The sequence below is a fragment of the Haemophilus parainfluenzae T3T1 genome (assembly GCF_000210895.1).
In the GTDB taxonomy this organism is placed as follows: domain Bacteria; phylum Pseudomonadota; class Gammaproteobacteria; order Enterobacterales; family Pasteurellaceae; genus Haemophilus_D; species Haemophilus_D parainfluenzae_A.
Genome location: NC_015964.1, coordinates 1694035 through 1710815, shown reverse-complemented (window position 1 = coordinate 1710815; position 16781 = coordinate 1694035). Strand labels below are relative to the sequence as shown.

General features: G+C 38.3%; 13 protein-coding genes. 6 read left to right on the top strand and 7 right to left on the bottom strand.

What is annotated here, in order from left to right; all coding sequences use genetic code 11:
* Nucleotides 1-79: 79 nt before the first annotated feature.
* The 3 genes from PARA_RS08445 to purE form a co-directional block, all read right to left on the bottom strand.
* On the bottom strand, nucleotides 80-1270 hold the full coding sequence (locus PARA_RS08445) for an amino acid aminotransferase (RefSeq protein ID WP_014065407.1): 1191 nt from the start codon (nucleotides 1268-1270) through the stop codon (nucleotides 80-82).
* Nucleotides 1271-1408: 138 nt separating this feature from the next.
* Entirely contained in the window at nucleotides 1409-2497 is a 1089-nt protein-coding gene (purK, locus tag PARA_RS08440) for a 5-(carboxyamino)imidazole ribonucleotide synthase (protein WP_014065405.1), read from the bottom strand.
* Nucleotides 2498-2567: 70 nt separating this feature from the next.
* Complete coding sequence (gene purE / locus PARA_RS08435) at nucleotides 2568-3062, bottom strand: 5-(carboxyamino)imidazole ribonucleotide mutase (RefSeq protein ID WP_014065404.1); 495 nt, start codon at nucleotides 3060-3062, stop codon at nucleotides 2568-2570.
* A 161-nt stretch (nucleotides 3063-3223) separates the two neighbouring features.
* Here purE and pepN point away from each other — a divergent pair, with 161 nt between their 5' ends.
* From pepN to rnm, 4 genes are all read left to right on the top strand, one after another.
* Nucleotides 3224-5833, top strand: coding sequence for an aminopeptidase N (gene pepN, locus PARA_RS08430; RefSeq protein ID WP_014065403.1), 2610 nt, complete (start codon nucleotides 3224-3226; stop codon nucleotides 5831-5833).
* A 151-nt stretch (nucleotides 5834-5984) separates the two neighbouring features.
* Nucleotides 5985-7595 carry an ABC transporter substrate-binding protein gene (locus PARA_RS08425; protein ID WP_014065402.1) on the top strand — a complete coding sequence of 537 codons (1611 nt, stop codon included), beginning with the start codon at nucleotides 5985-5987 and terminating at the stop codon, nucleotides 7593-7595.
* A gap of 131 nt (nucleotides 7596-7726) precedes the next feature.
* Nucleotides 7727-8746 carry a quinone-dependent dihydroorotate dehydrogenase gene (pyrD, locus tag PARA_RS08420; protein ID WP_041918269.1) on the top strand — a complete coding sequence of 340 codons (1020 nt, stop codon included), beginning with the start codon at nucleotides 7727-7729 and terminating at the stop codon, nucleotides 8744-8746.
* Entirely contained in the window at nucleotides 8747-9574 is an 828-nt protein-coding gene (gene rnm, locus PARA_RS08415; RefSeq protein WP_014065400.1) for an RNase RNM, read from the top strand.
* Between the two features lie 29 nt (nucleotides 9575-9603).
* On the opposite strand, the gene PARA_RS08410 is transcribed toward rnm, so the two are convergent.
* Entirely contained in the window at nucleotides 9604-10503 is a 900-nt protein-coding gene (locus PARA_RS08410; RefSeq protein ID WP_014065399.1) for a LysR family transcriptional regulator, read from the bottom strand.
* A 97-nt stretch (nucleotides 10504-10600) separates the two neighbouring features.
* On the opposite strand from PARA_RS08410, the gene topA reads away from it, so the two are divergent.
* Both topA and PARA_RS08400 read left to right on the top strand, forming a co-directional pair.
* Nucleotides 10601-13207, top strand: coding sequence for a type I DNA topoisomerase (gene topA / locus PARA_RS08405; protein ID WP_014065398.1), 2607 nt, complete (start codon nucleotides 10601-10603; stop codon nucleotides 13205-13207).
* Between the two features lies 1 nt (nucleotide 13208).
* The gene (locus tag PARA_RS08400; RefSeq protein WP_014065397.1) at nucleotides 13209-13769 is read left to right on the top strand and encodes a TIGR00730 family Rossman fold protein; all 561 of its coding nucleotides are present in this window, start codon (nucleotides 13209-13211) and stop codon (nucleotides 13767-13769) included.
* Between the two features lie 37 nt (nucleotides 13770-13806).
* Here PARA_RS08400 and PARA_RS08395 read toward each other — a convergent pair whose 3' ends face one another.
* The 3 genes from PARA_RS08395 to PARA_RS08385 form a co-directional block, all read right to left on the bottom strand.
* Nucleotides 13807-14643 (bottom strand): DUF4198 domain-containing protein, encoded by an 837-nt coding sequence (locus PARA_RS08395; RefSeq protein ID WP_014065396.1) that lies wholly within the window; start codon nucleotides 14641-14643, stop codon nucleotides 13807-13809.
* Nucleotides 14644-14841: 198 nt separating this feature from the next.
* Entirely contained in the window at nucleotides 14842-15765 is a 924-nt protein-coding gene (gene uspE / locus PARA_RS08390; RefSeq protein ID WP_014065395.1) for a universal stress protein UspE, read from the bottom strand.
* A 137-nt stretch (nucleotides 15766-15902) separates the two neighbouring features.
* On the bottom strand, nucleotides 15903-16676 hold the full coding sequence (locus PARA_RS08385) for an FNR family transcription factor (protein ID WP_014065394.1): 774 nt from the start codon (nucleotides 16674-16676) through the stop codon (nucleotides 15903-15905).
* Nucleotides 16677-16781: the final 105 nt, after the last annotated feature.

Genomic DNA, 16781 nt, shown 5'->3' with positions numbered 1-16781 from the left:
AGTAAAATCTGCCTTTTTTTATTATATTGAGATGAAAAAAAGTGCGGTCAAATTTAACCGCACTTTTTGTTTTTATTGATTAAAGCACTTTTACAATGCTTTCACATAAATAACGAATATTGTCCTCAGTGATACCAGCCACATTGATACGACCAGAACGAACAGCGTAAATCGCAAATTCTTCTTTTAAGCGATCAACTTGTTCAGGCGATAAACCGCTGAAAGAGAACATACCATTTTGTTCCATGATAAAGCTGAAATCTTGTTCTGCACCATATTCTTTTAATAACTGAACGAATAAATGACGCATTTTTTTGATACGTTCACGCATTTCAGTCAATTCATTTTCCCATTCTTGGCGAAGTTGTGCATCATTTAATACTGTTGCTACGGTCGCCCCACCGTGAGATGCTGGATTAGAGTAGAGGGTACGAATAATTGATTTCACCTGTGTTAATGCAGTTGAAGCAATTTCTGCATTTTCTGCCACAAGGGTAAAGGCACCGACACGCTCATTGTATAAACCAAAGTTTTTAGAGAATGAACTTGCCACTAATAATTCTTTATGATTTGCCGCAAAAGCACGTAAACCGTAAGCATCTTGGTCTAAGCCATTGGCTAAACCTTGATAAGCAAAGTCAAAGAGTGGTAACCAACCGTTTTTTGCTGAAAGCGCAGCTAATTCTTGCCATTGTTCAGGGGTTGGGTCAATACCGGTTGGATTGTGGCAGCATCCGTGTAAAAGCACGACATCACCTTCGCTTGCTTGGCTTAAATCTTCAAGTAAATGTTCCCAGTCAAGGGCTTTGCGTTCAGCATCATAATAACGATATTCACGAATTGTCATGCCCACCGCATTGAAAATTGCATTGTGGTTTGGCCATGTTGGCGTACTAATCCACACATTTTGAGCTTTGGTTTGGCGTTTGATGAATTCTGCCGCAATGCGTAATGCACCTGTGCCACCTAAACTTTGCGCAGTTCTTGCACGGTTTGCTTTAATGACTTCTGAATCTTTACCGAAAAGGAGTTCTTTTGTACGTTCGTTATAATCGGCAATACCATCGATAGTCAGATAGTTTTTCGTTTTTTCGTTATCAAATAAGCGTTTTTCGGCTTCTTTTACCGCACGCATAATTGGCGTTGTACCTTGTGCATCTTTATAAACGCCAATGCCTAAATTGATTTTATTTTCACGTGTTTCAGATTTGAATGCTTCGCCTAAGCCTAAGATAGGATCGGCCGGAGCCGCTTTGATATGTTCAAACATAGCTTTTCCTTATGTATGTGTTGTGAGATGAGTAATTTTATACTTCAGTCGATGGATTTTATCAAGAAGAACCTAATAAAAATCAACCGCACTTTGATGTTTTTAGATATTCATCAAAAAGTGCGGTTATTTTTTCGATTATTTTAATTTCTCAATCGCCCAATTTAAACCAGATTGATAGTCTTCAGGGAGTTCGTGACGAAGTTTTTCAAGCTGTTGGATAATGATTGTTTTATCAGGATGCGTAATATTGATATGACCTAATTTTCTACCTGGACGAACTTCTTTACCATACCAATGTAACTGAGAGAACGGCGTGTTCAACCATTGTGGATTATGTTCTGTACCAATCAAATTGACCATAACACTTGGCGCAATAGGTTGTAATGACGGTGTAGGTAAATCTAATAAGGCTCGTAGATGCAATTCAAATTGACTAATAGCGCAACCTAGTTGTGTCCAATGGCCACTGTTATGCACACGAGGAGCAAGCTCATTAATCAATAATTTCTCTCCCACCACAAAGCATTCCATCGCCATTACACCCACATATTCAAGCTTGTCCATGATTTTTCCTAGCATAGATTCAGCCTGAAGTTGTTGGCTTTGTTGTTGAGGGAATGAAATATCTGTCACACTGTAACGTAAAATGCCATTTTGCTGTAGGTTGTGTGTCACAGGATAGAAACGTTTTTCACCGTTTTTAAATCTTGCGCCTACAATAGAGACTTCATAATCAAAAGGAATGAATTGTTCTGCGATAACTTCACCAAATAAATCGTCCGTAATGTCACGTTGATTAGTTTCAGTAATAATCCATTGGCCGCGACCGTCATAACCACCTGTGCGACGTTTTACCACGACTTTTTCACCCACGTTTTTAAATACTTCAGGCCATTGCGTTTTATCTTTTAATAAACACCATGGTGAGGTCGAGAGATTGAGTTCATCCAGTAAAGATTTTTGGGTAAAACGATCAGCCAATAAGCCAAAAACATTCTGATTAACGAAATTTTTATGGTGACCTAATAATTCAGTTAAAGGCGTTTTTTCCCAACGTTCAATTTCTGCGGTAATGATGGCATCTTTAGGTAAATCAAATACGGGCGCATTGAATTCAAGCGGTTGAACATGAATATCTAATGGGGCGCCTGCATAACGTAACATTCTGCCGAGTTGACCATTACCAAGCACATAAACGGTAGGATAGAGGGTAGAGCTTTGCATAAAATTTCTCATCAAATCTAGCTAAAAAAACAACCGCACTTTGAAAAGTGCGGTCAAAATGAAAGGTGTTTTATGTACGTGGATCAGGATTATCCAATACCATATTAGTTTGATTTTCGCGGAATGCTTGTAGGCGAGCGAATAACTCATCATCCCAACCAGCAAGAATTTGTGCGGCGAGTAATCCTGCATTCGCTGCACCAGCAGGGCCAATCGCTAACGTACCGACAGGAATGCCTTTCGGCATTTGAACGATAGAATAGAGACTATCAACACCGCTTAACATAGAGCTTTTAACCGGTACTCCAAGTACTGGCACAAGCGTTTTGGCCGCAATCATACCAGGTAAATGTGCTGCACCACCTGCACCCGCAATAATCACTTTGTAACCATTCTTTTGTGCATTTTCGGCAAATTCAAACAATTTGTCGGGGGTTCGATGTGCGGAAACCACTTCAACATGATATGCCACATTGAGTTCATCTAAAATTTGAGTGGCTTCTTGCATGGTTGCCCAATCGCTTTTTGAGCCCATAACAATAGCAATTTGTGCGGTATTTGACATATTTTTAAAAAATTATCTGATAAAAAACGATGCGTAGAATAGCACATTTACTCACTTTTAAGCAAACGTTTGCTATGCGGTAAAGACTGAAAATTCCATTGCAAGTTTTGTCATAAAATTTTATCCTAATAGGAGTTTTTTTCTTAGAAATAGAGCAGATTATGTTAGCTAAAGCGAAATATAGAAAAGATTACAAACAACCTGATTTTACAGTTACGGATATTTTCCTTGATTTTCAATTAGATCCTAACCATACCGTTGTCACTGCAAAAACAACTTTCCAACGTTTAAATGACGAAGCAACACACCTACGATTAGATGGTCATGGTTTCCAATTTGCTTCTATCAAATTTAATGGCGAAGATTTTAAACATTATCATCAAGACCACGAAAGTTTAACGTTAGATTTAACCAATCAAAGTGCGGCCAATTTTGAACTTGAAATTGTAACGAATTTAGAGCCTGCACAAAACACCTCTTTACAAGGGCTTTATCAATCAGGGGAAGGCATTTGTACTCAATGCGAAGCAGAAGGTTTCCGTCAAATTACCTATATGCTTGATCGTCCTGATGTATTAGCTCGCTATACAACCAAAATTACCGCAGATAAAACTAAATATCCTTACTTGCTTTCTAATGGTAACCGCATTGCAAGTGGTGAATTAGAGGATGGTCGTCATTGGGTTGAATGGAATGACCCATTCCCGAAACCAAGCTATTTATTCGCTTTAGTAGCAGGTGATTTTGATTTATTACAAGATACCTTTACGACAAAAAGTGGTCGAGAAGTGGCTTTAGAGCTTTATGTTGACCGTGGAAATCTTGATCGTGCTTCTTGGGCAATGGAAAGTCTGAAAAAAGCGATGAAATGGGATGAAGAGCGTTTCAATTTAGAATACGACTTAGATATTTACATGATTGTTGCCGTGGACTTCTTCAATATGGGGGCCATGGAAAATAAAGGGTTGAATATTTTTAACTCTAAATTTGTGTTGGCGAATCCACAAACAGCAACTGATGATGATTATCTCGCTATTGAAAGCGTGATTGCGCATGAATATTTCCATAACTGGACAGGAAACCGTGTGACTTGCCGTGATTGGTTCCAATTAAGTTTGAAAGAAGGTTTAACAGTTTTCCGTGATCAAGAATTTTCATCTGATACGGGTTCTCGTGCAGTCAATCGCATTAATAACGTGAAATTCTTACGTACGGTACAATTTGCCGAAGATGCAAGCCCAATGTCACACCCAATTCGCCCTGAAAAAGTCATTGAAATGAATAACTTCTATACCGTGACTGTATATGAAAAAGGGGCTGAAGTGATTCGTATGTTGCACACTTTATTAGGTGAACAAGGTTTCCAAAAAGGGATGCAACTTTATATTGCAGAAAATGATGGTAAAGCCGCAACCTGTGAAGATTTTGTGTCTGCAATGGAACGTGCAAATGACGTTGATTTAGCACAATTCCGTCGTTGGTATAGCCAATCTGGTACACCAGAATTATTGATTAGCGATGCCTATGATGAACAAACTCATACTTATCGTTTAACCGTTTCGCAATCTACGCCACCAACAGCAGACCAAATGGAAAAAGTAAACTTACATATTCCATTAAAAATTGCACTTTATGATGCCAACGGCACCAAACAAATGTTACAGCATAACGGTGAATTGCTAAGCGATGTATTAAATGTAACAGAAAAGGACCAAGTGTTTGAGTTCCATGGTATTTATGGTCGCCCAATTCCTGCGTTATTATGTGATTTCTCTGCACCGGTTAAACTGGATTATGATTACACTACAGAGCAGTTATTAGGTTTGCTTAAATTCGCGGATAACCAATTTGCTCGTTGGGATGCAGCACAAATGCTGTTTACTCAAGAATTGCGTCGTAATGTGGCGCATTTCCAACAAGGTGAAGCCTTTGAAATTTCACCTGATGTTTTGACCGCACTTGCGCATGTATTGGAAAATTATGAACAAGATATTGAATTAGCCACATTAATTCTGACCTTGCCAAAAGACATTGAGTTTGCAGAAAGCTTTAAAACGATTGATCCAGATGGCATTGCAGCTGCAAGAGAATTTATGTTGGTGCAAATTGCAGAATACTTGAAAGAAGATTTATTGCGTATTTACACCCATATTCGTCTTGAAGATTATCGAGTAACACAAGAAGATATTGCCTTACGAGCAATGCGTAATCTTTGTTTAAGTTATTTGGCTTACACCAATCTTGGTAATAATGTCGTTCAAAAACATTATAACAATGCCAATAATATGACAGATACGTTGGCTGCATTAAATATGGCAACCAAAGCGGCATTACCTTGTCGTGATACCTTGTTAGCGGATTTCGAACAAAAATGGCAACATGATGGCTTAGTTATGGATAAATGGTTTGCTTTACAAGCAACCCGCCCAGATGAAAACGTATTGGAAATTGTACAAGCATTAATGGATCACCCAAGCTTTAACTTCAACAATCCAAACCGTTTACGTTCATTAGTGGGTAGCTTTGCAAATCACAACTTAAAAGCTTTCCATCATATTAGTGGCTCAGGCTATCGTTTCTTAACAGATGTTTTAATTCGTTTAAATGAAACAAATCCACAAGTGGCTGCGCGTTTAATAGAGCCATTAATTCGTTTCTCACGTTTTGATGCACAACGTCAAACCTTAATGAAACGTGCCTTAGAACGATTAAGTGCAGTGGAAGATCTTTCAAAAGATTTATTTGAGAAGATTGAAAAAGCCTTGCAATAATCTCTGAACAGATACTTCATAAATTCAATACGGGATGTCTAAGACATTCCGTATTTTTTTTCAAATTTGTTAACTATATCAATCTTTTCTTTTATTGCCTTTGATAGAATGATTAATGGCATTTCGCCATATTAGTTAATAAGGATTTTATATGAAAACATACAAAACATCAGTGCTGGTCAGTATGATGCTTGGCATTTTTTCAACAACAGCATTTTCAGCCAATGTGCCTGAGGGCACACCACTTTCTGAAACACAGGTCTTCCGTCAAAATACACATAGTGATCCTGGGTCACTTGATCCCCAATTGGTGCAAGAAAATACAGCTGCACAAATTGTGATTGATTTATTTGAAGGATTAATTTGGTTAGATGAAAATGGACAAGTACAGCCTGCACAGGCAGAGAAATGGACAGTATCTGACGATGGCAAGATTTATACCTTTTCATTGCGTGATGCAAAATGGTCGGACGGTACACCAGTAACTGCTCAAGATTTTGTGCTAGGTTGGCAACGTGCAGTTGATCCTAAGTTTGGTAGCCCAAATGCGAATTATTTAACAAAGGCACATATTTTAAATGCTGAAGAAGTAATGCAAGGTAAAATGCCGTTGAATGAATTAGGCATTAAAGCACTTAATGATAAACAAGTTGAAGTTACTCTTACCCAAGCTACACCTTATTTCTTGCAATTACTTGCGTACCCTACGACATTCCCTGTACCACATCATAAATTGGCTCAATTTGGTGATAAATGGGCGACAGCTCAAAATATAGTAAGCAATGGAGCCTATCAATTAAAGCAATGGACGATTAATGAGAAAATTACAGCGGAACGTAATCCACTTTATTGGAATGATAAAAATACGCTCATTAATACTTCTGAATACCTATTTCAAGAAAGTTTAGCTTCTGCATATCAACGATACCAAGCTAAAGAATTGGATTTAACTTGGATACCAGTGGAGCAAATACCACACATTCAGAAAAATACGCCAAGCGCGTTACTTGTGGTCCCGAGACTAACGACTGAATTCTACACGTTCAATGTGGTGAAACCACCATTTGATAACGAAAAGGTTCGCAAAGCGTTATATCTTACGTTAGACCGACCATTAATAGCTGAACATATTATTGGGTTACGTAAACCTGCAACGACATTGACACCTCCAGACGTTGATGGTTTTACTGCACCGAACATTGCTGAATTAAATCAACCGTTAACAGATAGAGTTAAACAAGCTAAAAAATTATTAAATGATGCAGGATATAATGAAAAACGTCCGCTCCAGTTTGAGATTTTTTATAACAAATATGCGACACATGAAAAAGTTGCGTTGGCGCTCGCTTCTGAATGGAAGAAACAATTAGGTGCAGATGTAAAATTACGTACGATGGAATGGAAAACCTACTTGGGTGAACGCAATATCGGTAATTTCCAATTATCCCGTATGTCTATTGATGCTGAATACAATGAACCGTCTGCATTTCTCAATTCTTTGCTTTCTACATCACCAGAAAATGTGGGGCAGTGGAAGAATGAGAAATTTGATCAAATCATGAAAGAAGCACAAAGTACTTTAAATGATAAGACGCGTGCTGAATTATATCGTCAAGCAGAGCTGATTATTGCGGAAGAGGCTCCTCTAATCCCGATATTCTATTCACCGTTGATCAAAGTAATTAATCCAGCAGTAGGTGGATTCCCAATGCATAATCCACAGGATTATGTTTATACTAAGGAGCTTTACATTCGCAAGTAGAGTTATCTAAGTACCTTTCGTTGCATATACTTTGCTTTCATTTTAAAATGCAACACAACTTTTCAACAAAAGTGCGGTAAAATCAACCGCACTTTCCATTTACAGTGAACTATCCTGAGAGATAAACGAGTATGTATTCTTTGATCCGTAAAGCCATCTTTTCCCTTGATCCTGAAACCGCCCATGATTTAGTGATTAAATCATTGCATTTAGCGGGTAAATATCCTTTTCAATTTTTATTAAAGCAGCTTTTAGCTTGTCCACAATGTACGCCTAAGCAAGTGATGGGCATTACCTTTAAAAATCCTATTGGGTTAGCGGCAGGAGCAGATAAAAATGCCGAAGCCATTGATGGATTTGGTGCGATGGGATTTGGTTTTATTGAAGTGGGGACGGTTACGCCTTTAGCACAAGAGGGAAATGCGAAACCTCGCCAATTCCGTTTAGTGGAAGCGGAAGGGATTATTAACCGTAATGGATTCAATAATTATGGCATTGATTACGTGGTCGAAAATGTTAAAAAGGCAAAATTTGATGGCGTAATTGGGATTAATATTGGTAAAAATAAAATCACGCCCCTTGAAAAGGGGAAAGATGATTACTTATTTTGCTTAAATAAAGCCTATAACTATGCGGATTATATTACGGTAAATATTTCATCACCAAACACTCCAGATTTGCGTCAATTGCAGTATGGTGATTATTTTGATGATTTACTGCAAAGTGTAAAACAGCGCCAAAAAGTATTAGCTGAGCAATATAATAAATATGTGCCGATTGCAGTAAAAATTGCACCTGATTTATCCGAGACTGAGCTCGTTCAAATTGCAGATACGTTACTTCGTCATCAAATGGACGGGGTAATTGCGACTAATACGACGATTTCTCGCGACAACGTCACAGGTTTAAAAAATGCGGAACAACAAGGCGGCTTAAGTGGAAAACCATTACAGCACAAAAGTACAGAAATTATTCGAAGATTACATCAAGAGCTGAAAGGGCAAATTCCGATTATTGGGAGTGGTGGCATTGATGGTGTACAAAATGCACAAGAGAAGATTGAAGCAGGTGCTGAATTGTTACAAGTTTATTCTGGTTTGATTTATCACGGTCCAAGATTAGTTAAAGAATTAGTAAAAGCGATCAAATAAATGATAAAAAAATATGATTTACATTGCCATAGTACGGCTTCAGATGGTGTTTTAATGCCTACAGAACTCGTACAACGAGCTCATGAACAAGGTGTCAATGTGCTCGCTTTATGTGATCACGACACTGTGATGGGCATTGATGAAGCCAAACTCGAAGCCGATAAATTAGGTATTGAGCTAATTAATGGCGTGGAAATTTCAACAAATTGGGAAGGTCGTGGTATCCATATTGTTGGATTAAATTTTGATAAAACGCATCCAAAAATGACCGCACTTTTAGCTGAACAAAAATCACTGAGAGAAAAAAGAGCGGTCGAAATTGGCCATAAATTAGAAAAAGCAGGCATTCCAAATGCCTATGAAGGCGCAAAAGCGTTAGCCAATGGGGAAGTAACTCGTGCTCATTATGCGCGCTATTTGGTACAAATCGGAAAGGTTTCAAATGATGGGCAAGCCTTTAAGCGTTATCTAGGCAGTGGAAAATCGTGTTTTGTCAAAGCTGAATGGGTGAATATTCCAACGGCGATTGATACGATTCATGCGGCAGGTGGTGTTGCAGTCATTGCCCATCCTATGCGCTATAACATGACAGGAAAATGGATTCGTCGATTAATTGTTGATTTTAAACAATGGGGGGGTGATGGCATGGAAGTCGCGGATAGTGGACAAACTAAAGATCAGCGTCAATATCTTGCGCGCTTAGCCAATGAATATGACTTGGCCGCGTCTTTAGGTTCAGACTTTCATTTTCCTTGCGGCTGGATTGAATTAGGAAAAAATTTGTTTTTACCTGAAGAGGTAAAACCGATTTGGACATTATTTGAATAATAAAGGGCGGTTAAATCCGCCCTTATTTTTTATATTTGACAGTTCTCACACAAACCGAGACTTGCGAGAAATTCAATAAATGCACGAACTTTTGCAGGCAAATGACGACGGTTTGGGTAAACCACATAAATATCTAAAGGTTTTTGTTTATATTCAGACAAAATTTCAACTAAGTCACCTGAAGCAAGCGCATCTTTTACAAAGAAATCCGGTGCATTACTGATGCCCAATCCCGCTTTTGTCATTTCTAACAATGCCATACCATTATTGGAAACCACTTTAGATTGAATTTTATACCGTTGAATTTGATTGGCTTTTGTTGATTGCCAATGCACTTGATTTAACGATGATTTATAAAGTAAACCTTGGTGATATTCTAAATCGTCAGGTGTAAGTGGTGTGCCTCGTGCTTCTAAATAACTTGGAGAGGCAACAAAATGCATAAGGGAGCTACTAATTTTACGTGCAACAAGTGAGCTATCTTGCATATAGCCGATACGTAATGCTAAGTCATAGCCCTCAGCAACGAGATCAACACGTTTGTCTTCAAATTCAATTTCTACGTGTAAATTAGGATGAAGTTCAATAAATTTAGGCAAGTTAGGCGAGATATAAAGTAAGCCAAAATCACGTGGCACAGAGATTAATAAATTGCCTTGTAAGCTCGTTGCCATATTACTAATGCTAGAATCAGCCTCGCTTAAATCTAATAGAATGGCTTGGCAACGTTGGTAATAAAGCATGCCGGCTTCAGTTGGCACAATTTTTCGTGTTGTACGTTGTAATAATCGCGTTTTTAAATGTTCTTCTAATTGTGAAACTAATTTACTCGCCATCGCCACAGAAATATTCTGTTGGTTGGCGGCTTGTGTAAAACTTTGCGTTTCGATCACTTTACAGAAAACCGAAATTGCATTGAGTTTATCCATTTATAAATCCTTTTTGAAAAAAAGCTTGATTTTATCGGCGTAAGTTTGCAGTATATCGCCAATTTTACAGAATTCTAGTTATATTTTAGGTAAGCAAATGAGCAAATCTTTAGTGATTGTGGAGTCGCCAGCCAAAGCGAAAACCATCAATAAATATTTAGGTAGCCAGTATGTGGTGAAATCCAGCGTAGGGCATATTTGTGATTTGCCTACTGCAGGGAGTAGCACAGGCGAGAAGGCTAAACCCGTTTCCACTAAAGGATTAAGTGCGGAAGAAAAAAACAAAATTAAAGCAGAAAAAGACCGTGCGGCCTTAGTGAAACGTATGGGAATTGACCCTTATCATGATTGGAAAGCCAATTACCAAATTCTACCAGGCAAAGAAAAAGTGGTAGCTGAATTAAAATCCCTTGCTAAAAAATCTGACCATGTTTATCTCGCAACCGACTTGGATAGAGAAGGAGAGGCTATCGCGTGGCATTTACGCGAAGTCATTGGTGGCGATGATAGTCGTTTTAGTCGCGTTGTATTTAATGAGATTACGAAGAAAGCGATTGAAAAAGCATTCCAGCATCCTGCTCATATTAATATGGACCAGGTTAATGCTCAGCAAACCCGTCGTTTCTTAGACCGCGTGGTAGGTTTCATGGTGTCGCCATTATTATGGAAGAAAGTGGCACGAGGTCTATCTGCTGGACGTGTGCAATCTGTTGCCGTGAAATTGGTAGTAGAGCGTGAACGTGAAATTAAAGCATTCCAACCAGAAGAGTTTTGGGAAATTGAAGCCCTAACCCAAACGAGCAAGAAAGAAGACTTGCGTTTGGATGTGGTGCAATATAAAGGCAAGAAATTTGAGCCGAAAAATGAAAAAGAAGCACAAAGTGCGGTTGATTTCTTAAATAAATCACATTACGTTGTCACGGATTTAGAAACAAAACCAACAGGTTCTAAACCAAGAGCCCCATTTATTACTTCAACCTTACAACAAACTGCAAGCACGCGTTTAGGTTTTGGGGTGAAGAAAACTATGATGTTGGCTCAACGTTTATATGAAGCCGGTTACATCACTTATATGCGTACGGACTCAACCAACTTGAGCCAAGATGCATTAAATATGGCACGCTCTTATATCGAAAGCCATTTCGGTAAAGATTATTTGCCCGCTAAACCGAATTTCTATTCGAGCAAAGAAAATGCACAAGAAGCACACGAAGCGATTCGTCCTTCTGATGTGAAAATGCTCGCGGATCATTTAAGTGGTATGGATAAAGATGCCGTGCGCTTGTATGATTTAATCTGGCGTCAATTTGTAGCTTGCCAAATGCCGGCTGCACAATATGACAGTACAACCGTTACTGTAATGGCTGGCGATTATGAATTGAAAGCCAAAGGCCGTATTTTACGTTTTGATGGTTGGACAAAAGTCTTACCACAATTAGGTAAGAATCCAGAAGACCAAATTTTACCGGCTGTGAGTTTAAACGAAACATTAGCACTAAAAACGGTTTCGCCAAGCCAACACTTTACCAAACCGCCCGCTCGTTTTACTGAAGCAGCATTGGTTAAAGAATTGGAGAAACGTGGTATTGGTCGTCCTTCGACTTATGCGGCAATTATATCGACTATTCAAGAACGTGGTTATGTGCGCATTGAAAATCGTCGATTCTATGCCGAGAAAATGGGCGAAATTGTTACTGATCGTTTAAATCAATCTTTTACTGATTTGATGAGCTACGATTTCACCGCCAATATGGAAAACGTACTAGACCAAATTGCATCAGGTGAGAAAAATTGGAAGGCAGAGTTAAATCAATTCTTCAAAGATTTTTCTACCCAACTTTCTACGGCTGAATTAGATGAGTTAGAAGGTGGAATGAAGCCAAATAGCCTTGTACTCACCGATATTGATTGTCCGACTTGTAGCCGTAAAATGGCCATTCGTACAGCAAGCACAGGTGTATTCTTAGGTTGTTCTGGTTATGCTTTACCGCCAAAAGAGCGTTGTAAAACCACGATTAATCTCATTCCAGAAACGGAATTATTAAATGTGTTGGATGAGGCTTCTGAGACCAAGGCCTTAATGGATCGTAAACGTTGCCCGATATGTGGCACGGCGATGGACAGTTACATTATTGACCCACATCGTAAATTGCATATTTGTGGTAACAATCCAAATTGTGATGGTTATTTGGTTGAACAAGGCCAATTTAAAATTAAAGGCTATGACGGTCCGATTGTAGAATGTGACAAGTGTGGTTCGGATATGCACTTGAAACTCGGTCGTTTTGGTAAATATATGGGCTGTACCAACTGTGATAACACCCGTAAGATTTTGAAAAACGGCGAGGTTGCACCGCCAAAAGAAGAGCCGGTTCATTTCCCTGAATTAAAATGTGAAAAATCTGACGCGTATTTTGTATTACGTGATGGGGCAAGTGGTGTGTTTATGTCTGCACATAACTTCCCGAAATCACGTGAAACACGCCCAGCAAAAGTGGCGGAATTAGCCCTTTATCGTGATCGTTTACCAGAAAAATTACGTTATTTAGCCGATGCGCCGCAAAAAGACCCTGAGGGTAATGAAGCCATTATCCGTTTCAGCCGTAAAGAAAAACATCAATATGTTACCTCTGAAAAGAATGGTAAAGCCACAAAATGGATTGTGGATTATATTGATGGAAAATGGGTAGAACGGAAAAAGTAGGATGAACGTCACGGTTTATTGCGGTGCGAGTTTAGGTAATGATTCTGCCTATCAGGCTGCCGCAAAAAAATTAGGAAAATGGATTGCTGATGGCCAACATACTTTAGTCTATGGTGGCGGAAAATTGGGATTAATGGGCGTGGTTTCAGATACTGTACTTGCTCATCAAGGCAAGGTAATTGGCATTATTCCTCAATTTTTACAAGACAGAGAAGTTGCACATCCTAATTTGACCAAGACCGTGGTTGTTGAAAGCATGTCTGAGCGAAAAAATAAAATGATTGAGCTCGGTGATGCTTATATCGCTTTGCCTGGTGGACCTGGCACTTTAGAAGAGATTGCTGAAGTGATTTCTTGGGCTAGAATAGGGAAAAATAATAATCCTTGTATTCTATTTAATGAAAAGGGGTATTTCGATTCATTAAAGTCCTTTTTTAGCCATATGGTGAAAGAAGGCTTTTTTACTCAAGGTGATTTTGAGAAAATTTTATTCTCGAATGATCTTCAAGAAATAGAAAGCTTTATTGAACATTATAAACCTCCAGCATTAAGAACATATTAAAAAAGTGCGGTTAAATTTGACCGCACTTTTTTTATGATTAATGGTGATGATGTTCTGGTTTTGGTGGCAGTTTAGCCCTAGCTTTACCAACAGGGAGAATTAACGTCGCGTAATTCGCTGAATGTTGACAAACTTTTTGATCTTCAAATGGTTCTTTATGAATCACTTTAAGTTTCCAAACGCCTTCAATTAATGGAATAAAGTTAACTTTACCTTCACTATCTGTTTTACCTGAGAACGCTTGTGGTTCACGGTGAGATGTTGCTGCTTCCATATCTTTTACGACAAAGGTATCAGACGTTGCAATAATCGTTTCGCCCGCAAGTGGTTTGTCTTTATAGAAAATTTGAAGAGGGAAAGCTTCGCCCGCTTTAATTGCTTTTGGATCTTTAAGTGGCACGATTTCAAGTGGTAAGCCGAGGCGTGTCATCGACATATCTGCATTCAACGGTTTCTTACCAACAACGGTAAAGGCTTTACCAAACATTTGAGTTTGTTCGCAATAGAATGCATTTGGTGTGCCTTGTAAGTTATCCATTTTCCAACCTTCATTATTTTGTGACCAGAAAGTTGGTTTATAAGTCGCTGTTACCCAATATGAACCATCTTTTAACGGTTTTTCTGATTGATATTGGTAGTTTTCACCTTTTTGTACTAATGTTTGCATTTCACCATCTTGATTGATGAGTTCCATCGGTGGAAAAATAGCAAGACGTTTTTCAGGAATTTTTTCAACGTAAGGGTAGTCACCATAAGCTAAATCAGCTTTTAAAACGGAATTAGAAGCAAGTTGTGCAGGTGTTGCAACCCAAACTTCATGAGCTTGTGCGAGCGCAGAGAAACCAAGTAGTGCTGCAATTAATGTTTTTTTCATTGTCTTTCCTTTTTAATCAAAATCAATTTATAGAAAGTCTTCGATAGGGCGGATGAGTATAACGAAAAAGAAATGATGAGACGAATGGAAAAAGTTGATTTTGTGAGGAACTTCACATTTTTTTAACAAAAAAGTGCGGTCATTAAAATGATTGTTTTTTTTTGACCGCACTTATTTTAAATAAAAAGCTAAATAGGCTTATTTTTTAGAAGGTTTAATGGCTAGTAGATTGCAGCTTAATTTACTAATCACATGTTCAGCTGTATTACCTAATAACGCTGCAGATAAACCTGTTCTACCTACTGTGCCTAAAATCACTAATTCAGCTTCAATTTCTTTCGCCACTTCAGGAATCACTTCTTCAGGGAAACCTTCACGTACATGGGTATGATCTTCATCAATACCAAATTTTTGACGTAAGGCTTTCATATTGATGAGGTGCTGGCCGCGAATGCCATTTTCATAACCTGAAGTATTAAATTCAGGTAAATCAATTGCCATATTAATTGGCGCAACAGGGTAGGCTGCCACTAAATGTACGTTACCACGGTTTAAGTTTTCCGCTAAATTCATGCCTGTTGAAACTAACTCTCGGTTGAATTCATCTTGATATTCTTGTTCACCTGACACATTAACAGCAACTAAAATACGGCGTTGGTGTTTCCAGTCACCATCACGCACCATTAATACTGGAATTGGACATTTACGCAATAATTGCCAATCTACTGGTGTGAAAATCAATGAAGTGAAACTCTCTTCATCTTTAGTGTATTTCACAACGAGGTCGTATTGATTCTTTTCAACTTCTTCACGAATTGCATCCGCTTCATTGCTGCTCCATACAATGTGAGATTCAAACTCAATTTCCGGATCAGCATATTTATCTAAATAAAATTGCACAGCTTGACGTTGTTGTTCAACGGCTGTTTTATGCATTTCACTGCGTTCTTCAGAAGAAAGAAGCGCTGACATCTCATACGATAAGTCATAAACACTCAAAAGGGTGGTGATTTTTACCTTTGTTTCATTTTGCTGTTCTTTAACAAGACGAACAGCACGAGCTAGAGCATATTGTTTTTCGTTATCAGGATTGAGTACAACAAGAATATTATTAAATTTCATAAAACCTCCAAGATATGAGATATCAATAGGATAGAAAAGATTTTAAACGATGACAAGAACCGATTATCAAAAAAGTGATCTCGTGCAAGTTTTTTTGTTTCAAATGTTAAAAAAGCGTGAAAACTCACGCTTTTAAATTATTCTGCTAATTGGATTTTGGTTTTATGTACACCGGTTAAATCAATCAAGGCATTAATATCATTAATAGTAATGTATTTACCTTGAACAGAGAGTACACCCAATTTTTGGAAACGTCCAAGTAAACGGCTGATGGTTTCAACAGTTAAACCGAGATAGTTACCGATATCACTACGGGTCATGGTTAAACGGAATTCTTTCGCAGAGAAACCGCGAGCGGAGTAACGTTTTGATAGATTGTGAATAAATGCCGCTAAACGTTCTTCAGCGTTCATTTTAGACAGTAATAAAATCATTTCTTGATCGCTTTTGATTTCACTACTCATCAAACGCATAATTTGTTGACGAAGCTTAGGCATTTTTCCAGATAAGTCATCTAAGATATCAAATGGAATTTCACATACCATAGCGGTTTCCAAAGCCTGTGCAAAACTTGGATGTTGCATATTTGTGATCGCATCAAAGCCCACTAAATCACCAGGTAAGTGGAAAGAGGTAATTTGTTCTTCACCGGCTTCGCTAATGGTATAAGTTTTAATGGTTCCAGAACGAATCGCATAAATGGAATTCAGTGTATCACCGGCTTTAAAAAGGACTTGAGATTTTTGGATGGGTTTTTTACGCTCGATGATATTATCAAGCTGATCGAGCTCATGTTCGTTCAATGTGAAAGGGATACAAAGTTGGCTAATACTGCAATCTTGACAATGGATTGCACAACCGCCAGATTGAACTCTGCGTCCTGATTTGGTTTCTGAAACGAAATTCTTCATTTATTCCTCAAATCGATAAATATAGTGTAAAATTGATCTAACGCAATTATTCTACCACTAAATAGTCAATTTCAGAAGTTATCGAAGAGCAAATCAATATGGCTG